The organism is Bacillus sp. FSL R5-0654, from assembly GCF_038008745.1.
Taxonomy (GTDB): Bacteria; Bacillota; Bacilli; order Bacillales; family Bacillaceae; genus Bacillus; species Bacillus safensis.
In genome coordinates this window covers 333,701-354,843 of record NZ_JBBOZV010000001.1, presented here as the reverse complement: position 1 = coordinate 354,843, position 21,143 = coordinate 333,701, and the positions used below count along the sequence as shown (strand labels likewise).

Here is a 21,143-nt window from a genome sequence, read left to right as displayed (position 1 = left end):
AAGGCGGCGACAATCGTCTTGCTGCCTAACTTTCTCCTCATGAATCACTCTTTAACCATTCACGTTCCAACGAAAATCATAAATAAAGGAGTTTTTTATATGAATCACTTAAATCAAGCCTATTCCCTATCTATCTCCTACCACCAAATCACGGTATACACCGGAAGCGACACACCACCTGTCATTGATTGGACAGATGAGGACATTCTTCAAGGATTTGCAACGGGAGATCAAGGAGTTTCCTTTGAAGGAATCAATAATGGAAAGGCGTCTATTATTGTGACATTAAATAGCGATGAGCCCCAAGTCTCGGTTGATAGAGCCATAACAGTTCCCTTTACGCTTACAAGTGACCAAGTTTATATCACAAGCGTCATGGCCCATGTGCTGTCTTTCTCCATTCCAAAAGGAAACTATCAGCTTACCTGCTACACCTCACAGCAGCCTGATCAAGACGTTTATTATGTAAATTTCCAAACAGTGTAGATTACGACTGATCGTATAGATCAAGCCACTGTTCCGCATAGTCTACCGATTCTCTCATGGGCAGTAAATATGAACTGGCAAGTCCAATTTGATTGTGCTGATGGATGCCTCCTGATTGCAGAAAATCACGGCCAATCTGTTCAAATAGTTCTTCTCTTGTGATGATATCTTGGTACTCTTTCCATACCCTCCACCCATTCTCTAAAATAGGGGCTCCTCTTGTCATGAGGTCCTGCTGAGGGATTCGGTATTCAGCTAGATGAAAAGCTGTCATGCTCTCAAATGATGCACCAAGCAGCAGCACTTGAGCATGAAGCTCATACATGCGGCCAAGAGGCGACTGCTCTCCTAATCCAAAGGAAAGTGCATGGTGTTTCAGAATTTCATGTTTTCTTTTCCCCCAGGCGGTGAATGAAAAATGGGGATGATTGCTTCTCGCCACGCCTGGGTATTTCCAAAATGTTTCCGCCACCTTTCCCATTGCTGCTGGCGTCGTGTAAGCTGGGTCAAATGCGGGCATTGTTTCTTTGATCGATTTCCACCATGAATAAGGAACAGGCGGATCGATCCAATCGGCGGGATCAGAAAGCTCTAACGTTTGTGCCGGCATAATCAGTGTCCCTCCTTCTGTTAAGGTTTCCATCAATGCTTGTATGACGGCTACAGCGCCTCCGTTTACCCAGCCGATTGATGATAAAGATGAATGAACACATAAAATCATGCCCTTTTTCACACCAAGTTGAACCAAGTCTGCTTTGATTCTTTCCTTTGTCATCGGTTCAGCTTGATTTTCGATTAATTTTTGCATCGTTCCTTTTCCTCCTGCGTCTCTTCTATTACTGATGAATGAGACGTTTAACCGCAATAGACAGTTTGTAATTTGCGTAATTCGTCAGCTCCGTTAAAAACTGATCAAGTTCATCATGACTGGAGAAATGTCCTTCAGCCATATAACAGCCTTCACCACTTATTTTGAACAAATTCTTGATTTCTTCCTTTTTATAAAGAAACGACAGAAGTGGTTCATGATGATGACTACGGGTATATAGCTGCAAAAAGGTTTGTATCGTCTTTTGTGTCTGCCAATCAATTGAAATGGTATATGCTTCAATCACACCTTCTTCTTCTAGCTTTAACACCCGATTTGCAACAGCTTGGCCGGTTAAATGAACTTTTTCACCTAGAGCTTTCATCGTTAATCGGCTGTTCTTTGATAGTTCTTTTAAAATATTCATATCTGTTTGGTCTAGCATTGGCTCACCTCTTTCAAAAATCAAGCCCTTCTGCCAAAAGACTTTCATGATCCTCTGTCACGTAGAACTCTTTTAATATACTGTAAACTTAATCAGAAAAAAAGGAGTCCTTTTTATGAAAATAACACTCATTCGCAATGCGACTTTATACCTTCACTATGGTCATGCAACTTTTTTAATCGATCCCTTTTTAGCAGCAAAAGGAACATATCCACCGTTCCCTCATACAGCCAATCAACATTTGAACAATCCTATTGTGGAGCTTCCTGTAAAAATAGATTTAGACAGTCTGTTACACCCAGATGCTGTCTTACTCTCTCATTTACATGTGGACCACTTTGACGACGAGGCCAAAAGAAAATTAGCTCAGGATCAACCAATTTATACTCAATCGGAGAAGGATCGAAAAGAAGTTGAAGAAGCTGGATTTCAGCATGTCACATGCATTGAAGATGAAATGGACATTTGCGGCGTTCATATTAAACGTACAGGCGGACAGCATGGGACGGGAGAAACGGCGAAGCGGATGGGGCAGGTGAGCGGTTTTGTTTTCTCTCACCCTGATGAACCTACCCTTTATATTGCAGGTGATACCATTTGGTGTGATGAACCGAAAGAGGTTGTGAATACAAGCAAGCCAGACGTCATTGTGGTCAATAGCGGGGCTGCTCAATTTTTAGAAGGCGATCCCATTACAATGACCAAGGAAGAGATTCTAGACATTCACCGTTCTCAGCCAAAAGCTCAAATTGTCGCCTGTCATCTTGAAGCTGTGAATCATTGCCTGTTAACAAGAGCTGCTTTAGAAGCTTACGTTCAAGAGCATCATGCAGATCAAGCCATTTTTGTCCCTCAAGATGGGGAAAGTCTCACCTTCTGATCGACAATAAAAAACCGGCACTTCGCTGCCGGTTTCATCATTATCATGGGCGATGGTGCTGTGGTTTTTTCAGCAATGGAACAAATCCGTTCTTTTTCAAATGAGTGTAATGCTCATCCATTCGTTTCGTGATGTGTGTGCCTTGTTCCTTTGTTAACACGCCGTACTGTACATATTTCTCAATGACTTCTTTTCGCTTAGAAAGAATTTGCTGCTCAAGGATTTCAATTTGTTTTTGTTGTTCTGCTGTTAATTTCACTTGATGTGTCACCGGGCGCTTTTCCATTTGAGGTGTTTCTCCATGAGCCGTTTCTATATGAAAACCAAATAACAGCATCATCGACAAGATGATCAAACTACTTATTTTTTTCATCATTGTTGTTCCCTCCTTTATTCGCCTTTATTTTGCGCTCACTTTCCTTTTTTATACATTATTTCAACATGCAAATTGATTATAATATTCTTACTTTTTCACTTTTCTTCTGAAAACGTTGTCCTTACAGGAAAAGCGTGCTATGTTTTGTTTTGTATAAAAAATAGAGGAGGATTCTTAAATGAGTCGTTTTTATCATAAAAAACCTATATGGATCATGCTTGTTGTATCTGCTTTCATCCTTATTATGTCTGCTTGCAGTCAATCAGGCTCATCTCAATCTGAAGACACAAAGTGGGATCAGATTAAAAAGAAAGGGAAAATCGTGGTTGCAACTTCAGGCACCCTTTATCCAACTTCTTATCATGATACTTCTAATGGCAAGGATCAATTAACTGGCTATGAAGTAGAAGTCGTCAAAGAAGCGTTTAAACGTCTTGATGTGAAAGTAGAATTTAAAGAAATGGGCTATGATGGGATGCTGAGCGCCATTAATTCTGGTCAAGTGGATGCCGCTGCAAATGATATCGACATCACAGATGACAGAAAAGACAAGTTTGCCTTTTCAACCCCTTATAAATATTCCTACGGAACGGCTATTGTTCGGAAAGATGATTTATCTGGCATTAAAACTTTAAAAGATTTAAAAGGAAAGAAAGCAGCAGGGGCTGCCACAACGATTTATATGGATGTCGCTCGTAAGTACGGTGCAAAGGAAGTCATTTATGATAATGCGACAAACGAGCAATACTTAAAGGATGTTGCAAATGGCCGTACAGATGTCATTCTAAATGATTATTACTTGCAGACACTGGCTCTTGCTGCATTTCCTAAACTAAATATTACGATTCACCCTGACTTGAAATACATGCCGAATGAACAAGGTTTTGTTATGAAGAAGGACAACAAAGAGCTTCAAAAAGAATTAAATCGTGTATTAGGCGACATGAAAAAAGACGGAACAATGAAAAAGATTTCTGAGAAATTCTTTAATCATGCAGACGTCTCTAAGAAAATTGATGCTGATGTCGAAGATGTCGACATTTCCAAATAAGGAGCCGCAATCGTGGGAGATATTCATTTAGAATATATATTTAATCCTGCACTGGCAAAGGCGTCATTTCCGTTTGTTATGAAAGGCATCTGGCTGACGCTGCTCATTTCCTTTGTGAGCATGTTTTTTGGTACCATTCTTGGCTTTTTTATCGCTCTTGCCAGGATGGCGAATTCATGGATTCTTCGGCTGCCTGCACGACTGTATATCTCATTCATGCGAGGCGTGCCCATTCTGGTGATTTTGTTTATTCTCTATTTTGGATTCCCCTATATCGGCATTGAGTTCACAGCGGTCACTGCCGCCATTATTGGGTTCAGCTTTAATAGTGCTGCCTATATTGCAGAAATTAACCGGGCGGCCCTCTCCTCTGTTCCAAGTGGACAGGTGGAAGCTGCTAAATCATTAGGTCTCAGCTATTGGCAAACGATGCGTGGTGTCATTTTGCCTCAATCCGTCCGCATCGCCCTGCCGCCATTGACCAATGTCATGCTCGATTTAATCAAAGCTTCCTCACTGGCAGCAATGATTACTGTACCAGAGCTCTTCCAGCAAGCAAAAATTGTAGGCGGACGAGAATTCGATTATATGACCATGTATATTTTGGTCGCACTCATTTACTGGGGCATTTGCAGTGTCGTCTCATTGCTTCAGGACTTTTTAGAAAAACGCTATGCGAAATATCTGTAGCAAAAAAAGAGCAGATCTCATGGATCTGCTCTTTTTCAGCATGATAGAAAACCTTTGCAGCCCTAAGCACCGGAGCGCAGACCTGCGGGCGAATGCGAGGATTTGTCTACACGATAATTAATGAATAAGCCATAACCATACATATAACCCGAGTAATGTGATAATCAAGGTTGGGATGGTCAGGATGATTCCGGCTTTCATGTACGCCCCCCAAGAGATATGGACGCCTTTTTTCTTTAAGACATGAAGCCACAGCAATGTCGCCAATGAGCCGATTGGGGTCATTTTCGGTCCAAGGTTGGAGCCGATGACATTGGCATAAATCAGTCCGTCTCTCATGACACCTGCTGTATCTGTATGTCCAATGGCAATCGCATCAATTAAAACGGTCGGCAGATTGTTCATCACAGAGGACAGCACTGCGGCAAGCACGCCCATAAACATCGTTCCTGCAAGCAAGCCATGTGAAGCCCCTTGCTGGATCCATGCCGCCAATATTTCTGTAAGACCGACATTTTTCAGTCCATATACGACGACATACATACCGATCGAGAAAAACACAATGGACCACGGCGCTTCTTTGATCACTCGCTTTGTCGCCACTTGCGGACTTCTTCTCGCCAGCCACAAGAAAGCAAGGGCAATCCCGCCTACGATGATGGACACTGGAATACCGATCAGCTCCCCCGCAAAATAACCCACAAGCAGACAGCCGAGCACATACCAAGACAAACGGAACATACGGATATCTCGAATAGCTGACGCCGGTTCCTTTGCCTGTGACAGATCGTAGGTTTTTGGGATAAGCTTTCGATAAAATACATACAGAACCAGCATGCTCGCTCCAAGCGACACAAGGTTTGGCACGAACATATTCGCTGTATATTCTAGAAAACCAATATGAAAATAGTCGGCTGATACGATATTGACCAGGTTACTAATGACAAATGGCAAGGAGGTTGTGTCTGCAATAAAACCGCTTGCCATCACAAAAGGAAGCACCATGCGCTCATCCAGCTTCAACGCTCTCACCACAGATAAGACGATTGGGGTCAAGATCAGTGCCGCTCCATCGTTGGCAAAAAAAGCAGCCACAACAGCGCCGAGCAATGTTAAGTAAATAAACATGCGGACACCGTTGCCTCTTGCGGCTTTTGCCATATGCAGTGCAGCCCATTCAAAAAAACCGATCTCATCTAAAATTAACGAAATGATAATAATGCCAATAAAGGCAAAGGTCGCGTTCCATACAATTTGCGTGACTTCCCACACATCGCCTAGATGAACGACACCAAAGGCAAGTGCAAGAATGGCGCCTCCACACGCTGACCATCCTATGGTGACACGTCCTGGCTGCCAAATGACAAGGACGAGGGTCATGATGAAAATCAAAATGGCTAAGGTGACTGATCCCAAAGGTGGCCCCCCTTTCACTTTTCTCATAAAATCTTTATCTATCATACAACGAAATGCATCAGTTGTATGCCATTTTCGCATGTCACATGAAAACCCGCAGGTGATCCTGTGCACCTGCGGATTCCATCATGATTATTGATCTTTTTTCATCAGCATCAATTCAATAAATAACTCACATCTCTGGCTAAAATGACTTAAGTCGATCGAAGTCATGTCAAAAATTTGTTTCATTCGATAGTTTAATGTATTTTGATGAATAAACAACTGCTCCGCTGCTGGCTTTAGCTTGCAGTTATTCAATAAGTAGACTTCCAGCGTTTTTAAAAACGAGGTTTGACTCTCGCGGTCTTTTTCCTTCAAGCGTAACAAATCTGGATTGAAGTCGTTTTTCTTTTTTTGATGGCTGTAAATAGAGTCTAAAAACCGGAAGACCCCTAAATTCTCATAATCATATGGAATCAGTTCTTGCCCTCCGACAATTTTTACTGCCTTGACGACCTCTATCGCTTCAAATCGACTTGTACTCATTTTCATGACATCACGATACTCTCTTCCCATCCCAATATACAAAGGGGAAGGATGGGCATTCGTTTTTGATTGCAGATGTGCGATGACATCAGCGGCAGTCGCTTTCGGTGAGTGCCGGTCTGACAGGCTGCCTAATATAACGACAATATCTGCTTGAACCGAATAGACGTGATTCACTTTATCCTCTAGCTGCAAATACGTTCGAATGACATCCTTCACATCTTCTGCCGTCTCACTTTTGTTATCGGCAGCGTGCACGACCATAACAGTAAATACGGCTGGCAGTGGAATGCTTAAGTTCTCAGCCTCCCATTTCAGCTCTTCTTCAGTATAAAAATGATCATCCATGACCTTTTTGAAAAACTCTTCAATCTTGCCTTCCTTTTTCTCAAGCTGTTTCTTATTCTTATAAATCACTTTTCCAACCTGAAAGGAAGCTTCGTGTAAAAATTGCAGCTCCTCCTGAGAGAGGGAGTCCTCAATGTCCTGCACCCAAATAAAGCCTACTACCTCTTGTTTATGCTTGGCGCTCACAGCCACCCGCCGATTAAATCCGAGCTCGTCATGGCCGCTCACATAAAAAGGCTTTGACTCCTTGTGAAGCCGCTCAATTACCCCTGTTTTCTTTAACCAATCGACCACAGACCCCGGACATTCCTTGGAGAAAATCGTTTGCTGATTGACTGGGTCAAACTGCTGAATGCTGTAAGAATTATAAGCAAGGAGCTGACACTCTGTGCTTTCTAAAATGACTGGTTTTTTTAAATAGCCGCTAATAAATGCAATTAATTTATCGACATCAAAAAATGTATGAAGCTTTTCTAATATCTCTTCCATCCCGATTGCTCCCTGATTAAGTGATACATTTATCATACTTCTTTCCAGTCAGATTTGTATAGAAACAAGTCGCAAGCAGGCAAAAAAAGCATGAACCCGTCAGTGCAGGTTCATGCTTTTTCCATATTAAAACATTTCACTAATCGTTTTTGCCTGCATGTGCAGAGCCAAGTAATCTGGACCGCCTGCTTTTGAATCCGTTCCTGACATTTTGAAGCCGCCGAATGGGTGGTAACCAACGATGGCACCTGTGCAGTTACGGTTAAAGTAAAGGTTCCCTACATGGAACTCCTGCTTCGCACGGTTGATGTGATCACGATTATTCGTAATGACAGCACCTGTTAAACCGTATTCTGTGTTGTTGGCTACCTCAAGTGCCTCATCAAAGCTAGAGACTTTTGAGAAAGCCAAGACTGGTCCAAAGATTTCTTCTTGCATTAAACGGGACGTTGGCTCAAGATCTGCAAAAATGGTCGGGTGGATAAAGTATCCTTCCGAATCATCACTCGTTCCGCCAGTGACTAAGCGGCCTTCCTGTTTGCCAACCTCGATATAATCCGTGATCTTGTCAAAGGACGCTTGATCAATGACAGGTCCCATGTAAACATCCGCAGAAAGTGGATTGGCTGTTGTTTTCGTTTCTGTGATTTCCTTCACTCGCTCAACCACTTGGTCATACAGCTTCTCATGGACGACAGCCCGAGATCCAGCTGAACATTTTTGACCTGAAAATCCGAAGGCTGATGTGAAAATGGCATTAGCCGCTAATTCAACATCTGCATCCTCATCGACAACCACTGTATCCTTACCGCCCATTTCAGCAATGACACGTTTTAAATGCTGCTGGCCTGGCTGCACTTTTGCCGCGCGTTCAAAGATACGTGTCCCTACTTCTCTTGATCCAGTGAATGTAATCAGACTTGTTTTCGGATGATCTACTAAGTAATCCCCAACCTCTGCTCCGCTTCCTGGTACAAAGTTGACAACACCCTTTGGAAGACCGGCTTGCTCAAGCTCCTCCACAAAACGGGCTGCAATGACAGGTGTCGCACTCGCTGGTTTTAAAACAACTGTATTCCCAGTGACGATTGGCGCTACTGTTGTTCCTGCCATGATCGCAAACAAGAAGTTCCACGGCGGAATCACGAGCGTCACGCCAGTTGGTGTGTACACATATTGATTGCGTTCCCCTTCACGGCTGTTCACTGGTTTTCCTTTCGCCAGCTCCAGCATTTGACGGGCGTAATACTCTAGAAAGTCAATCGCTTCTGCTGTATCTGCATCTGCTTCATTCCACGGCTTACCTGCTTCTTTGACAAGAAGGGCTGAATACTCATGCTTTTTACGGCGAATGCTTGCCGCAGCTCTGAATAATACGCCAGCTCTTTCTTCTGGAGACGTGTAGCGCCATGTTTCGAATGCTTTCGCTGCTGCTTGAACCGCCTGTTCTGCCTCTTCCTTGCCGGCCTTCGATACGGTTCCAACCACTTCATCCTTTTTCGCTGGATTGATCGAAACAATCTTGTCTTTCGTTTCAATTCTTTCTCCATTAATCACGAGCGGATAGGTTTGACCAAGTGATTCTGTTACTTTTGCTAATGCTTGTTCAAAAGCTTTGCGGTTTTCTTCCTGGCTAAAATCCGTGAATGGTTCATGCTTGTAAGGTGTTGTCATTTTTGTCACGCTCCCGTTTCAAATTATTTTTTCGTCATCCCTTTTAGAGCAAAGGCAATGTTTGCCGGCCGTTCTGCAAGACGTCTCATGTAGTAGCCATACCACTCTCGTCCATACGGAGTATAGACCCTCATTTGATAGCCTTCTTTCACAAGTGCCTGCTGCGTTTCTGATCTCATGCCGTACAGCATTTGAAATTCGAACTGACTTGTCTGTATATTGTGTTTTTTCACAATATTTTTCGTGAACTCAATCATTCGATCGTCATGTGTCGCAATGGCTGTATAGTTTCCTGAGAGCAATTGCTTTTCGATCAGCTTTTGATAATTCAGATCAACGTCTTTTTTGTTTGGATACGCCACTTCGGCGGATTCCTTATAGGCACCCTTTACAAGTCTTAAAAATGGCTGCAGCTCATTTAGGTCATCAAGATCCTTTTCTGTTCTGTACAAATACGCCTGCAAGACCGTACTGACATACTCATATTGCGATTTCATCTCTTTAAAAATGTCCAGCGTTTTTTGACAGCGCTGTTCATCCTCCATATCGATTGTCACCATGATACGGTGCTTCTCTGCCGTATCTAAAATACGTTTCATATTGCGATACACAAGGTCATCGTCAATATCCAGGCCAAGTGATGTCATTTTGAGTGACACGTGGGAATTGAGTCCCGCCTCAGCAATCCGCTGAATGGTTTGTATACACTCAGCCGTCCGCTCATTGGCAATTTCTGACTTTGTAACAAACTCACCAAGGTGATCAACTGTCACAGCCATTCCTTGGTCATTTAATCGCTTGATAACAGGGATGGCACTCTCAAAGTCCTTCCCTCCGATGATTTTCTTAGATGCAACAGCACTTCCCCAATTACGAGCAATATGGTTCAAGAGACTGCTCTTTGACAAAAACAAGAAGAAATTTCTTGTGACCGACTCCATAAAGGGCACCTCCCACTCTTTGTAAGCTATGTCTTTATTGTAAAGCTCATAAGCTGTCCGCTACAATATTTGAAGATGACAAAAATTCTGACTTTTTTTGTGGTTTTATCACAATAAGAGATAAAAAAGAGCCTGCCGTGATCCGGCTGGCTCTTCCCTGCTTACGCCCACACCTCATCAAGGGTAGACTGCAGCAGCTCATTTAATTCTTGCAACAGGTTGTCTTTCGGCTGATTGTAGCTTTTCACCAATTCATCAAATCGCGCGAGCTCTTTGTCGATAAATGGATGGACATAAGCGAGGCGGTTTTCTACATCCATTTCTTCTCCGTCCATTTTACGTTTGAGCAGCTCATGGATTTCCGCTAAAAGCGGACCTTCCTCCACTAGTTCCTCGAGCAGTTCATGAAAGTCCATCGGCGGAACCGTCCGGTATCGTTCAATCCATTGACAGGCAAGCAGCGGACGAAGCACATAGAAATACTTCTTGATTCGCACCTGCTCTCCTCGTAAATGCCGGCTTTCATTCCGCTTCGCCATATTGAGGTAATGATACATCAATGCTGGAGGATAAAACGCTCGGTCCTTTAATTCTCTTAGCTGCTTTGCCAAAGAGAAGGATTCAGCATAGATGATGTCAGACGACAGCCATTCCATGATGGACGGATTCGATTTATTGAATAAGCGAAGTGCCTTTCTAAGCTCCCAGCCGCTGATATCAAGCACATCATCAATCGGCCGTTCAATGACATCACGATGTTCTTCCATTGCCCAATACCATTCTTTTCGAGGAACATATAAAAAACGGACATCGTAATCACTATCAGTCGAGGGGAATCCCCATGCTCTGCTGCCTGACTCGACCGCGAGGCAAATTTTCACGTCATACGTTTCTTCGATGATTTTCAGCTCTTGCTTGATTCTCTCTCTCATCATCCATCAACTCTTTCTATAGAAATCTGCATGACTTCTTCACGTTTTGGTAAAATACGAATAAGACATATATGAAAAAGGAGTTGGATCTCATGTCTATATCTCGCATCATGAAATGGATCACCGGAATTTTTGAAGCCTGTCTTGCCATCCCTGTCATCGGAGGCCTATTTATTATTAGCAATGGCTATTCACCGCTCATGGTCATGCTTATTCTGCATATTATCACACTCGTCTTATCGAAGCGAGACCAAGGACCAATGATTGGCAGCATCATTGGGATTATTACATCCTGCCTCGCCTGGATTCCGATACTTGGATTCATCCTTCATATCATCACAGCTCTTGCTCTTATTATCACCGCGTTAGTGCCTGATGAAAAAACGAGACAAAATACGAGTTATTAAAAAAGAGGCCCTCCTAGAGCGGCCTCTTTGTTCTTTTATTTGAGTAAGTGCTTTTGTAAGAAGGAGAGCTTCTCTGTTTGAAAAGCCGGGATAAACTCGTGTCCAAAATAGCGATATACCTTAAGGTCTTTATCTGTTTCTAAATGGTTGTATGCCGCAAACACAGTAGATGGCGGGGTAATTTTGTCAATCAGACCGATCGCCATCAATGTTGGCTGTTTCACCCATCCAGCTAAATTGATTAAATCAAAATAGCTTAATGTCTCAAATGCCTTTTCTTCCACTTCCGGGTCACTATTTCTCCGAAAGTATGAATTGATTTCTAAATAAGGCTGCTCCAATGCCACGTCCACTGCACGCTCGAAGTTTGATAAATAAGGGTAATCTGCCGCGACGACCTTCGGAATATCTGAAAGAGCTGCTGCTGCTACCGCTAATGCGCCTCCCTGGCTTCCACCAATTACGCCGATCCGGTGTTTATCCACTTCAGGGAAGGACTGAATGACTTCGAGTGCACGAACCGCATCTAAATAAACACCGCGATAATAGTAGGTCTCCTTTGATAAAATGCCTTTTGTCATCCACCCTAAAGCGTGACCGCCTGGTGTCACTGTCTGATCTTCACTGCCGCCTTGACCGCGGACGAGCATACCAAATGTGGCGTAGCCGTGGAGCGCCCAGTTGACGATGTCGTGAATGCCGCCGTCATAGCTGGCATTATAGCCATGAAAACGAACGAGCGCTGGATGCGGGCCAGTTTGATCAGGTACAGCATAAAAGCCTTCAATTTTAGAATGTCCAAAGCTTTGATATGTCAGGCGGTACACCTTGACGCCTTTCACTGGATAGTCATACGGTTCAAGTGATGGCTTTGCCTCCACTTGGCGCAGTTCTTCGAGCGATTTCTTCCAAAAGTCTGAGAAATCAGGACGTGCAGTTTTCTTTGGTTTATATTTTTTTAGATCTTCTAGTGATAAATCGAACAATTGCATATCATACTATTCCCCTTTGTTTTATTAGTTATAGGTATCATACCACTCATTTCTTGATTGAGAAAGTCATTTAACAAAACCTTCTGACATTTCTATTGGCAAAGATGATGGAAACCATTATGATAAAGAAACTGGCCTTGAAGACTAGAATAAACCATTACATACATTCATGATTTTCACATGACATATAGCGAATAAAGGAGGAACCCATATGAAAATCGCCCTTGTCCAAATGGACGTACAAATTGGAGAACCTGAAGTGAATTTTAAAAAAGCAGAAGCGTTTTTAGAAGAAGCAGTTCGCGAGCAGCCTGATCTGATCATTTTACCCGAAATGTGGAATACCGGCTACGCCCTTGAACAAGCCGAGCAGCTTGCAGATATAAACGGTGAACGCACAAAGCAGCTCTTCTCCTCCTTTGCCCGCAAGCACCAAGTGTATCTCATCGCAGGCAGTGTGTTAAATAAGCGGACAGAGAATGAAAACATCACCAACACAATGTATGTTTTTAACCGCCAAGGTGAGCTTTTGTTAGATTATGATAAAATTCATTTATTCCGCTTAATGGATGAGCACAACTATTTAACCGCTGGTGATCAGCTTGGTTTATTTGACTATGGTGAAGATGTGACGATTGGTGCGATGATCTGCTATGACCTCCGCTTCCCGCAGCTTTCCAGAACACTTGTGAACAAAGGAGCGAAGGTGCTTGTCAATACGGCGCAATGGCCGTCAGCAAGAGTGGACCATTGGCGCAGCCTGCTCATCGCAAGAGCGATTGAAAACCAGTCATTTATGATTGCTGTTAACAGAACAGGCACAAGCAGAGACACGGCATTCCCTGGACACTCTATGGTGATTGATCCACTCGGCCGCATCCTGCTTGAAACAAAAGATGACGAAGACATTTATTATGCGGAAATTGATCTTCAGCTAGTGGATGAAGTCAGACAGCAAATTCCGGTTATGACGGATCAGCGTCTGGACTTATATTAAACAGCAGGGTGCTCCCCTGCTTTCAGCGTGTAGACAAACCCTCGCATTCGGTGTCAGGTCTGCGCTCCGGTGCTCACGAATGTCAAATTCGCTCCGCTCCGCTGCTCGCCCTTTCTAGACTGCAAAGGTTTTCTATCACGCTGAAAAGAAGACAAAGGGCTAAAACCAAGATCATTTTAGCCCTTTGTCACCAATCTTAAAGCAGGGTGCTCCCCTGCTTTTTGCGTTTAATTAAACGTTTGTTTAAGCTTTTCCTTGGTTCTGATAAAGGTCCATGAAGGATTGAGCGGCTTTCGTTAAATACCTTTCTTCAACATATGCAAATACAAGTGTTCGGGTTGGGCATGAATCAATGTGTAAATAAATGACCCCGTTCCTATCCTCTTGTGCCACCATTTTCGGCACAACGGTCACACCTAGTTCGTTTTTGACCAATGCCTGTGCTGTTTGAATATGGCTTGTTTCAAAAGCCACTTTTGGCTGAAAACCGTGATGACGGCACAGTTCCATGACCACATGCCGAAAACCGTATCCCTCTTTCAGCATAATAAATGGGATACCTTCAAGAAGTTGAAAGGGAACCATTTCTTTTTGTCCTGCTTGCTTGATGATCTCGTTCAATTCCTCTGATAACCAAGGCTGAGCAGCTTGTGGAACTGCAAGAAGGAGCGGCTCTGTCAGCATTTGTTTCGTTTTCAATGATTCATGCTCGACAGGCATAGATAAAATAGCCAAATCCAGTTTTCCAGCCAATAGACGTTTTTCGAGCTCACGAGGTGAATCTTCTATCAATTGAACGTCGACATGAGGATACGTTTGACAAAAGGTTTTTAATAAGCCGGGCAAGACATATCCCCCTGTGACTGCTGGCGCTCCAATGTTCAGCTCTCTCCCGATTTCATAAGCTGCTTCTCCCATTTCACGCAGCAAATCATCTCTTTCCTTCAAAATATTCTCAGCCCTTTTAATGAATCGTCTCCCTTGAGGTGTGGGCGTTACTTGTCCATACTTTCGAATAAATAGCGGTGTGTCTAATTCCTCTTCCAGCTTCTTCATTTGCTGGCTTAAAGAAGGCTGTGCAATATGAAGTTGATCCGCTGCTTTTGTAAAACTTTGCTGCCGGTACACTTCAATGACATATTCCATCATTCGTATATCCACTTTCATCACCTCATAGGTTTTAACTATCCATGTCATATCTTTTATGTCTTAGACAAATAACAGAAGGAATTCTACGATAAAGAGACCACAAAGGGGGAAAAGAAATGAATCCATATGCTAAAGCCGAGAACCAATTTTCACAAAATGCCGAGAACTATCGAGATTCACCTATATTTGCAGCCGGAGAAGAGCTGGAATGGATGAAAACAACAGCAAATGCGAAGGGACATGAGCATTTACTTGATATTGGCTGCGCGGCAGGACATACCGTTTTTTCCTTTTCAGACGTTATCTCTAAAGGGGTAGGCATTGATGTCACGCAAAAAATGATCGAGATTGCAGCAGCACTAGCGGAAGAACGCCACCTGAACCACATTACTTTTGAGCAGGCAGCCGCAGAAGCATTGCCCTTCTCTGATGAATCATTTGATTTAGTGACGTGCCGATTTGCTGCTCACCACTTTCCAAACCTTCCGGCAGCCATGTCTGAAATCAGCCGAGTCTTAAAAAAAGGCGGCCAATTTCTGCTCGTCGACCATTATGCACCTGAAAACCCTGCACAGGATTCATATATTAATCACTTAAATAGAATGAGAGACCCTTCTCATGTGCGGGAAAGCTCATTATCAGAATGGAAAGAGCTTTTCGATGACAACCAATTGACTCAGAAAGAGATTCGTTACTGGGATCTGCATATTGATTATCAGGACTGGATTATACGTGGACGCACGCCAGAGAATATTCAAAAGGAGATCGTTTCCCACCTTCAAGCCGCAGACCCTGACACAAAGCAGCTGTTTCAGCTTCAATTCGATGCGCAGCATCAGCCCATTTCCTTCTGTTTAAAAGCTGCACTGCTTCAGGGAATCAAGCATTAAACTGATAGAAAAAGTCTACCATCGCCGGTAGACTTTTTTAATCTTCACTGTTTCACAGGTGGCTTTTCATGTTCGTGACACGTCTCTCTTCACGACTAGATTATGTTTCTATTATATGATAAATGAACGAAGATAGGTGAGGCATTTTAGATCCTCTGAATAAAAAAAGAACCTACCCTCTTTGGAATAAGTTCTTTACTGCATGCGTAACTTACGGTGCAATATCCTCTAATACTTTCTCGCGCGTTTCGATCATTTTAAAAGCAAGAATTGCTCCCACTACCGTCACACTTGCAAAAAGAATAAAAATAGTTGAAACACCGCTTACCTCTAAAATAAAACCTATCATAATAGGAGCGATCGCTGAGGCCAGTCTAAGCCACGCTGTAGCAAATGCCGTTCCAATCACCCTCATACGTGTCGGATAAATTTCAGGTGTATATAGATAGAGGAGAACTGTAATTGTCCCCATCATTCCGTAAGCAGCAGATCCTAAATAGATGACGCTTTCTGGTGAAGTCGCTCCGCTGATCCATAAAGCCGTTAATAAAACACCTGTTAATACAAATGCAATGGTTGCCCAGCGCTTCCGTCCCACTTTATCAATTAAAAATGCACAAGCGAATACCCCTATGGTCTGTAAAATATTTGTGAGAGATGCTGCCCTTAATGAATCTCCAACTGGCAAATGGTAAACAGTATTATAAAGACTCGGTAACCAGTTATTTAAACCATTCGATACAAAGTAGGCAGAAAACCATAGTCCCCATACGACCAATGTTCTTTTACGGTAAAAAGTTGAAAATAGCTCTTTCCAGTCGCCTTTTTCAGTACTGCTGGATACTTGATTTGCGACAGGCATTCGTTTGTCAGTACTAGCTTCAATTTCTTCAATAATTCTTTCGGCTTCATCTAACCTGCCTTTCGAAATAAGCCACCTTGGCGATTCACGCAGCATGAAAAAGAATCCAAAGACGATTAAACCTCCAATGCCTCCAATCAAGAACATCCATTTCCACCCAAAGCTAGGTACGACGAATGCGCCAATTTGAGCTGAGATCATTAATCCTAATGGAAAAATCATCTCATAAAGCATAAAAAATCTACCTCTTCCTTGAGCTCGGGACAACTCATTAATATATGAGGCTGCTACCGGCACCTCTCCTCCAACTCCAATCCCTTGTATAAAGCGGAAAATAAAAAGGGCCATAAAATTACCTGAAAATACACATGCGATACTCATAATAGACATGAGGAACACCGTCCACTTTGCACTAAATACACGGCCGCGCCTTTCTGCTAACCACCCAAAGAAAATAGCACCAATCGCTTGTCCTATATAACCAGACCCAATAAGAAGGCCAATTTGAGCAGGTGATAAATTCCACATGCCGATGAGGACCGGGAGAACAAACGCTAAAGATAGCGCATCAAAAGCATCAAAAAAGGTAGCAGATCCCATAATGATTCGAGGTTTTAAATGCCATCTCGAAAAAGGTACACTTTCCATCCTAGTCAATAGTTGTGAAGCTCTATCAACAACTTGCCCACCTTGAGAATTTGAATTTCCGCTGAGTTCTAACGTCATGGTATCTCCTCCTTATTAGAGGAAATGATGCAAAAGTACATGCCGAAGAGCGCTTAAGAAATCGCTTACATTTTAAATCAAGCTGAAATTCTGCAGCGTTCATACGAGTTTTCAGCATCTATCAAATCTTTTTTGGCGTTCCCGTGGTACCCCGATCTATATAATACATAGGGAAGATATGTTCCATCGCCTCTAACTGTTCTCCTTCTAATAACTGTGTTAGTAAAGAAACAGCTTTTCTTCCCATTCCAACTAAATCAACATGAACAGAAGATAAAGAAGGGGTTAGGAAACTTGCAATGGGCACATCATCGGCACCAACGACAGACAAATCATGAGGTATTGAAACATTTGCGTTTTCTGCCGCTTTCATGACCCCTATCGCCAAAAAATCTGAAGAGCAAACAACTCCAGTCATGTGCTGGTTTCCTTGGAGAAATTGAGAAACCACTTCTACTACTTTTCCCCCATCAAATTCATCTAACTCAAACACAAGCTCTTTGTTCAATGTTAATCCTAAACGTTTCAGTGTGCGCTCATACCCCTTGTAATACCTCACACTATGCATCGAACTCATTGGACCATTGACCAGCCCAATGGTTCGATGGCCTTTATCAAATAAGGCCGTTACAGATTGACAAACACCTTCTTCATCATCCGGCCTGACACATGGAAATGGTGAATCCTCTAAGTAACTTCCGACAACGATAATGGGAATAGCCAAACTTTTTAGCCAATCCATGCTCAATTCTTCATTTCTTGGAGAAAATAAAATGGCACCATCTACAGCCTGCGTCTCAAGTAACCGCTGCTGCTGCACAGATGTAAATGACATCAGCATATTGAATTCGGTCTCATCTAATTCCTTCGCTATGCCATCTAAAATCGTTGAAAAAAATGGATTATTCAAAATATATGAACCGCGGGGAACCACTACAGCGATATTCCCAGTCTTTCTTTTCACGAGCCCTCTCGCTCCTAAATTAGGGCGGTAGCCTAACTCATCAATCACTTGCTTGATTCTTTCAGCCGTTTGAGCGCCTACTCCTGGTTTACCACTTAATACTCGGGAAACAGAGGCTATAGACACTCCTGCTTTCAATGCTACATCTTTAATACTTACTGACACATTTCATACCTCCGGGAGTCTGTTGTTTTATACCCTATTATAACCTGACTCACCTTCATCATGAAATCAATGGTCTGTTATCTACTGACGTTTTCCTTAAGCAAACCAACACTTTGAAGGCCCTGGCGAATCTCTTCTTTTTCCTTTTGAGTTAAAGGTAATACCGGCTTTCTAGCAAGCGAACTGCTGATCAAACCTCTCTGGAACATCGCTTCCTTCATTCGCAGATGAGAGGTAGAGGAAGGTTCATCCATTTTATATACAGCATGCTTTAATTCAAAGATTCTATCGTACACTTTATTAGCTGCTGCAAGGTCTTGTTCTTCCACACATTTCACAAGTTCAGCGATCAAATCTGGCACAAAACAGCCGAAACCGACAAGCGCCCCATCAATCCCTTGAACTAATGTTGGCAATAAATATTCATCGTGACATGTGAGCAGCGATACATCTGGTGCATGCTTTTTCAGTGCGCGCACATCGACTTCATATTGTGCCATGTCTCTTTGACCAATTTTGAATGAGACAACATTTTCAATTTCCGACATTTCTAGTAATTGATTCGTTGTATATGAGGTTTTTGTCCACGTTGGATATTGATGGACGATGATTGAAATGTCAATCGCTTCAGCAACATCTTTAAAGAATTGGACAGGTGATTCAGGCTGCATACCGAATCTCAGCCATGAATGCGGCGGCATGAGAAGGATACCTTCTCCGCCAGCTTCTTGAACTGCTTTTGCATGCTGGATCGCTTCAATTGTCCCTTCAGCTGAAACCCCGGAAATGACAGGTACTTCCCCTTTTAATTCGTCGGCTGCAATACGCACAGCCTCAGCTCGTTCATGTGGCAGCAAAGTCATAATCTCGCCAGTATGTCCATTGACAACAATCCCGTTAATTCCTTCGTGCTCCGCCACCCAGCGAACAAGCTTACGAAAAGCAGGTTCATCAATTGAATAGTCATCTTTAAAAGGAATTAAGACCGCCGGGAATACACCGCTCCATTTTTCTTTATTTTTCATCAACAAATTCCTCCCCATTCGATTATAGTAAACGTTTACCGTAAGCGTTTACGTAAACAATCATAGAATGTCCTCACGGAAGATGTCAACATTATTTTTTAAATATTATAATAATTCAAAAAACTCTTATTAAAATTTAGATACTATTTTATTTTTCCGAAAAAGAAAATGATCTATATCAAAAGCCTCATCACCATGAACTGATTGAAGGAGAATCACCGCTTTTTCCAAACGGCTGCACACCAAAAAAAGGATAAATACATTTTGGTTGTCAAAGCATCATCATATGTACGAAGGAAAAGAATTCAATAGAAAAAAAGTCTACCCTCAACGGTAGACTTTTTTTATTTCGAATATAAATCCCAGCCAAGCTTGAGTGTGTCCACAATATAATTGGCGACTTCCTCAGCCTCTAAATGATCTGTTTCCACTCTTGAGTTATGAAGAGAATAAATCTCCCGGCGCTCTTCAAACAGCTCTTTCATCTCATCAAGTGTCCGGTTGTGAAGAACAGGGCGGTTTTCGATTAAAATATCAAGCCGCTGCTTCCAATTCTCCCACGATAGATCAAGGAAAAGAACGGTACAATGCTTCAAGCAGGCGCGTTTGATTTCTTCCTGTTTGAATGCACCGCCTCCAAGGGAAACGATCTTGAGCTGTGTATGTTCACATAAATCGACGATATAATCCTTTTCAGCCTGCCTGAAGAATGCTTCTCCTTTTTGCTGAAACATCTCTGGAATCGTCATGTTGTACTTTTTCTCAATCTCCTGATCGACATCAATAAAATCTCTATATAGCTTTTTGGCAACCAGCTGCCCAATGGTTGTTTTCCCAACACCCATAAAGCCAATGAGGACAATATTCCGCTGTCTTACAGGAATTTCTCTATTGATTTTCATGGTCGTGACACGTCCTCCCTACGACAAGGAATGCTACATAATGTTTCTATTATATGATAAATGGAGCGCGAAAAGATAGGCAATCTTAAAAATTGTGTTTGACGACGTAGCCGAGCTGTTCAGAAAGCCGCTGTGCCTGTTCTTTCACTTTTTGCTGCAACTGAGGAATGACTTCTTCAGTAAACCGATGGGTTGGACCAGATATGGATAAACAGGCTTTCACTTCACCATGAATGTTAAAGATTGGTGCCGCTACTGCCGCAGATCCTACCTCGCGCTCATCGATGCTGCAAGAAGTATACGTGTCAAGAATATGTTTACGTTCCTTTTGCCAATCACCCTTCACCACATGATCAGCCTCAGACGTAAATACCTTTTGTTGAAATTCTTCACTTTGAAATGCCAATAATACCTTTCCGCCTGCACCTGCGTACAATGGCAGCTTCTCACCAATCTTGACAAGATGCCGAATCGATTGCAGCCCTTCCGCTTGTTCAATACAAACCCTGCTTGTTGAATCCAGTACATACAGATTGACGGTTTCCTTTGTTTCATCACGAAGTGAGTACATGAGTGGTTTAGCCAGTTCCCTCAATTTAATGGACTTCCCTGCAATGTATCCGAGGAGATAAAGCCTTTGACCCAATCGGTATTTCATTGTTTCTTGATTCTTTTCCACAAAATGATTCATTTCAAGTGCCTTGAGCAGTCTCGTTGTCGTAGACATTGCTAAATTCATCTCTTTTGAAATATCCGTTAGCGTCAGCTCTTGACGTTCTTCACTAAAACAATACAGAATATCCAAAGCACGCTGAACTGTACGCAGTCCTGATTCTTCTTTTGACTTTTTATCAGTCATATTCACTTTCTCCTTTTCCCCTTTGATTTCTTATCGACATCAACGATCGATTTTGCTATAATCCATTTTAAACGTTCCACTAAAAGAAAACAAATTCCACCAGTCGGAATAAAATCAATAAAGATATTTGATGGAGGAGAT

22 protein-coding genes are annotated in these 21,143 nt (G+C 42.6%); 7 read left to right on the top strand and 15 right to left on the bottom strand.

What is annotated here, in order from left to right:
• The first annotated feature begins 99 nt into the window (after positions 1-99).
• Complete coding sequence (locus NSS76_RS01905) at positions 100-486, top strand: competence protein ComJ (RefSeq protein ID WP_341080360.1); 387 nt, start codon at positions 100-102, stop codon at positions 484-486.
• 1 nt (position 487) lies between these two features.
• Here the strand turns inward: NSS76_RS01905 and NSS76_RS01900 are convergent, their stop codons facing one another.
• Together NSS76_RS01900 and NSS76_RS01895 are read right to left on the bottom strand one after the other, a co-directional pair.
• Positions 488-1,294 (bottom strand): aminoglycoside N(3)-acetyltransferase, encoded by an 807-nt coding sequence (locus NSS76_RS01900; protein WP_341080357.1) that lies wholly within the window; start codon positions 1,292-1,294, stop codon positions 488-490.
• Positions 1,295-1,322: 28 nt separating this feature from the next.
• Positions 1,323-1,739: an Lrp/AsnC family transcriptional regulator gene (locus tag NSS76_RS01895; protein WP_025092811.1), complete on the bottom strand. Its 417-nt coding sequence runs from the start codon at positions 1,737-1,739 to the stop codon at positions 1,323-1,325.
• Positions 1,740-1,854: 115 nt separating this feature from the next.
• Between NSS76_RS01895 and NSS76_RS01890 the strand changes: the two genes are divergently transcribed.
• Positions 1,855-2,619, top strand: a complete 765-nt coding sequence (locus tag NSS76_RS01890) for an MBL fold metallo-hydrolase (protein ID WP_341080354.1) — start codon at positions 1,855-1,857, stop codon at positions 2,617-2,619.
• A gap of 43 nt (positions 2,620-2,662) precedes the next feature.
• Here the strand turns inward: NSS76_RS01890 and NSS76_RS01885 are convergent, their stop codons facing one another.
• Positions 2,663-2,992: a YckD family protein gene (locus NSS76_RS01885; protein WP_024424311.1), complete on the bottom strand. Its 330-nt coding sequence runs from the start codon at positions 2,990-2,992 to the stop codon at positions 2,663-2,665.
• A 181-nt stretch (positions 2,993-3,173) separates the two neighbouring features.
• Between NSS76_RS01885 and NSS76_RS01880 the strand changes: the two genes are divergently transcribed.
• Together NSS76_RS01880 and NSS76_RS01875 are read left to right on the top strand one after the other, a co-directional pair.
• Complete coding sequence (locus NSS76_RS01880) at positions 3,174-4,046, top strand: transporter substrate-binding domain-containing protein (RefSeq protein ID WP_024424312.1); 873 nt, start codon at positions 3,174-3,176, stop codon at positions 4,044-4,046.
• A 12-nt stretch (positions 4,047-4,058) separates the two neighbouring features.
• The gene (locus NSS76_RS01875) at positions 4,059-4,736 is read left to right on the top strand and encodes an amino acid ABC transporter permease (RefSeq protein WP_034283291.1); all 678 of its coding nucleotides are present in this window, start codon (positions 4,059-4,061) and stop codon (positions 4,734-4,736) included.
• 117 nt (positions 4,737-4,853) lie between these two features.
• On the opposite strand, the gene NSS76_RS01870 is transcribed toward NSS76_RS01875, so the two are convergent.
• The 5 genes from NSS76_RS01870 to NSS76_RS01850 all read right to left on the bottom strand — a co-directional run bounded on the left by NSS76_RS01870 (position 4,854) and on the right by NSS76_RS01850 (position 11,064).
• Entirely contained in the window at positions 4,854-6,152 is a 1,299-nt protein-coding gene (locus NSS76_RS01870; protein ID WP_122631507.1) for an arsenic transporter, read from the bottom strand.
• Positions 6,153-6,284: 132 nt separating this feature from the next.
• On the bottom strand, positions 6,285-7,517 hold the full coding sequence (locus NSS76_RS01865) for a PucR family transcriptional regulator (protein WP_024424315.1): 1,233 nt from the start codon (positions 7,515-7,517) through the stop codon (positions 6,285-6,287).
• Between the two features lie 126 nt (positions 7,518-7,643).
• A complete protein-coding gene (gene pruA / locus NSS76_RS01860) occupies positions 7,644-9,191 on the bottom strand; it encodes an L-glutamate gamma-semialdehyde dehydrogenase (protein ID WP_024424316.1) in 1,548 nt (515 codons plus the stop codon).
• Between the two features lie 23 nt (positions 9,192-9,214).
• Complete coding sequence (locus NSS76_RS01855) at positions 9,215-10,132, bottom strand: proline dehydrogenase family protein (RefSeq protein ID WP_151863125.1); 918 nt, start codon at positions 10,130-10,132, stop codon at positions 9,215-9,217.
• A 161-nt stretch (positions 10,133-10,293) separates the two neighbouring features.
• The gene (locus tag NSS76_RS01850; protein ID WP_341080345.1) at positions 10,294-11,064 is read right to left on the bottom strand and encodes a nucleotidyltransferase domain-containing protein; all 771 of its coding nucleotides are present in this window, start codon (positions 11,062-11,064) and stop codon (positions 10,294-10,296) included.
• 92 nt (positions 11,065-11,156) lie between these two features.
• Here NSS76_RS01850 and NSS76_RS01845 point away from each other — a divergent pair, with 92 nt between their 5' ends.
• Positions 11,157-11,471 carry a hypothetical protein gene (locus NSS76_RS01845; RefSeq protein WP_024424319.1) on the top strand — a complete coding sequence of 105 codons (315 nt, stop codon included), beginning with the start codon at positions 11,157-11,159 and terminating at the stop codon, positions 11,469-11,471.
• A 35-nt stretch (positions 11,472-11,506) separates the two neighbouring features.
• Here NSS76_RS01845 and NSS76_RS01840 read toward each other — a convergent pair whose 3' ends face one another.
• Positions 11,507-12,463 (bottom strand): acetylxylan esterase, encoded by a 957-nt coding sequence (locus NSS76_RS01840; protein WP_257802889.1) that lies wholly within the window; start codon positions 12,461-12,463, stop codon positions 11,507-11,509.
• Positions 12,464-12,674: 211 nt separating this feature from the next.
• Here NSS76_RS01840 and NSS76_RS01835 point away from each other — a divergent pair, with 211 nt between their 5' ends.
• Entirely contained in the window at positions 12,675-13,460 is a 786-nt protein-coding gene (locus NSS76_RS01835; RefSeq protein WP_056765066.1) for a carbon-nitrogen family hydrolase, read from the top strand.
• 243 nt (positions 13,461-13,703) lie between these two features.
• On the opposite strand, the gene NSS76_RS01830 is transcribed toward NSS76_RS01835, so the two are convergent.
• A complete protein-coding gene (locus NSS76_RS01830; RefSeq protein WP_341082659.1) occupies positions 13,704-14,609 on the bottom strand; it encodes a LysR family transcriptional regulator in 906 nt (301 codons plus the stop codon).
• 116 nt (positions 14,610-14,725) lie between these two features.
• On the opposite strand from NSS76_RS01830, the gene NSS76_RS01825 reads away from it, so the two are divergent.
• Positions 14,726-15,499 carry a class I SAM-dependent methyltransferase gene (locus NSS76_RS01825; protein ID WP_185854073.1) on the top strand — a complete coding sequence of 258 codons (774 nt, stop codon included), beginning with the start codon at positions 14,726-14,728 and terminating at the stop codon, positions 15,497-15,499.
• A 211-nt stretch (positions 15,500-15,710) separates the two neighbouring features.
• Here NSS76_RS01825 and NSS76_RS01820 read toward each other — a convergent pair whose 3' ends face one another.
• From NSS76_RS01820 to NSS76_RS01800, 5 genes are all read right to left on the bottom strand, one after another.
• A complete protein-coding gene (locus NSS76_RS01820; RefSeq protein WP_025092801.1) occupies positions 15,711-17,087 on the bottom strand; it encodes an MFS transporter in 1,377 nt (458 codons plus the stop codon).
• Between the two features lie 121 nt (positions 17,088-17,208).
• Positions 17,209-18,216, bottom strand: coding sequence for a LacI family DNA-binding transcriptional regulator (locus NSS76_RS01815; protein WP_024427258.1), 1,008 nt, complete (start codon positions 18,214-18,216; stop codon positions 17,209-17,211).
• 77 nt (positions 18,217-18,293) lie between these two features.
• Complete coding sequence (locus tag NSS76_RS01810; RefSeq protein ID WP_024424325.1) at positions 18,294-19,241, bottom strand: dihydrodipicolinate synthase family protein; 948 nt, start codon at positions 19,239-19,241, stop codon at positions 18,294-18,296.
• Positions 19,242-19,585: 344 nt separating this feature from the next.
• A complete protein-coding gene (locus tag NSS76_RS01805; RefSeq protein WP_003214270.1) occupies positions 19,586-20,143 on the bottom strand; it encodes a shikimate kinase in 558 nt (185 codons plus the stop codon).
• A gap of 85 nt (positions 20,144-20,228) precedes the next feature.
• Positions 20,229-21,002 carry an IclR family transcriptional regulator gene (locus tag NSS76_RS01800; protein ID WP_133744727.1) on the bottom strand — a complete coding sequence of 258 codons (774 nt, stop codon included), beginning with the start codon at positions 21,000-21,002 and terminating at the stop codon, positions 20,229-20,231.
• Between the last annotated feature and the right edge of the window lie 141 nt (positions 21,003-21,143).

Coding starts and splice junctions, on each gene's coding strand:
- NSS76_RS01830 (WP_341082659.1), bottom strand. CDS start 14,609: ATGATGGAATATGTCATTGAAGTGTACCGGCAGCAAAGTTTTACAAAA.
- pruA (WP_024424316.1), bottom strand. CDS start 9,191: ATGACAACACCTTACAAGCATGAACCATTCACGGATTTTAGCCAGGAA.
- NSS76_RS01835 (WP_056765066.1), top strand. CDS start 12,675: ATGAAAATCGCCCTTGTCCAAATGGACGTACAAATTGGAGAACCTGAA.
- NSS76_RS01880 (WP_024424312.1), top strand. CDS start 3,174: ATGAGTCGTTTTTATCATAAAAAACCTATATGGATCATGCTTGTTGTA.
- NSS76_RS01855 (WP_151863125.1), bottom strand. CDS start 10,132: ATGGAGTCGGTCACAAGAAATTTCTTCTTGTTTTTGTCAAAGAGCAGT.
- NSS76_RS01800 (WP_133744727.1), bottom strand. CDS start 21,002: ATGACTGATAAAAAGTCAAAAGAAGAATCAGGACTGCGTACAGTTCAG.
- NSS76_RS01895 (WP_025092811.1), bottom strand. CDS start 1,739: ATGCTAGACCAAACAGATATGAATATTTTAAAAGAACTATCAAAGAAC.
- NSS76_RS01890 (WP_341080354.1), top strand. CDS start 1,855: ATGAAAATAACACTCATTCGCAATGCGACTTTATACCTTCACTATGGT.
- NSS76_RS01850 (WP_341080345.1), bottom strand. CDS start 11,064: ATGAGAGAGAGAATCAAGCAAGAGCTGAAAATCATCGAAGAAACGTAT.
- NSS76_RS01900 (WP_341080357.1), bottom strand. CDS start 1,294: ATGCAAAAATTAATCGAAAATCAAGCTGAACCGATGACAAAGGAAAGA.
- NSS76_RS01905 (WP_341080360.1), top strand. CDS start 100: ATGAATCACTTAAATCAAGCCTATTCCCTATCTATCTCCTACCACCAA.
- NSS76_RS01840 (WP_257802889.1), bottom strand. CDS start 12,463: ATGCAATTGTTCGATTTATCACTAGAAGATCTAAAAAAATATAAACCA.
- NSS76_RS01820 (WP_025092801.1), bottom strand. CDS start 17,087: ATGACGTTAGAACTCAGCGGAAATTCAAATTCTCAAGGTGGGCAAGTT.
- NSS76_RS01825 (WP_185854073.1), top strand. CDS start 14,726: ATGAATCCATATGCTAAAGCCGAGAACCAATTTTCACAAAATGCCGAG.
- NSS76_RS01805 (WP_003214270.1), bottom strand. CDS start 20,143: ATGAAAATCAATAGAGAAATTCCTGTAAGACAGCGGAATATTGTCCTC.
- NSS76_RS01885 (WP_024424311.1), bottom strand. CDS start 2,992: ATGAAAAAAATAAGTAGTTTGATCATCTTGTCGATGATGCTGTTATTT.
- NSS76_RS01865 (WP_024424315.1), bottom strand. CDS start 7,517: ATGGAAGAGATATTAGAAAAGCTTCATACATTTTTTGATGTCGATAAA.
- NSS76_RS01845 (WP_024424319.1), top strand. CDS start 11,157: ATGTCTATATCTCGCATCATGAAATGGATCACCGGAATTTTTGAAGCC.
- NSS76_RS01810 (WP_024424325.1), bottom strand. CDS start 19,241: ATGAAAAATAAAGAAAAATGGAGCGGTGTATTCCCGGCGGTCTTAATT.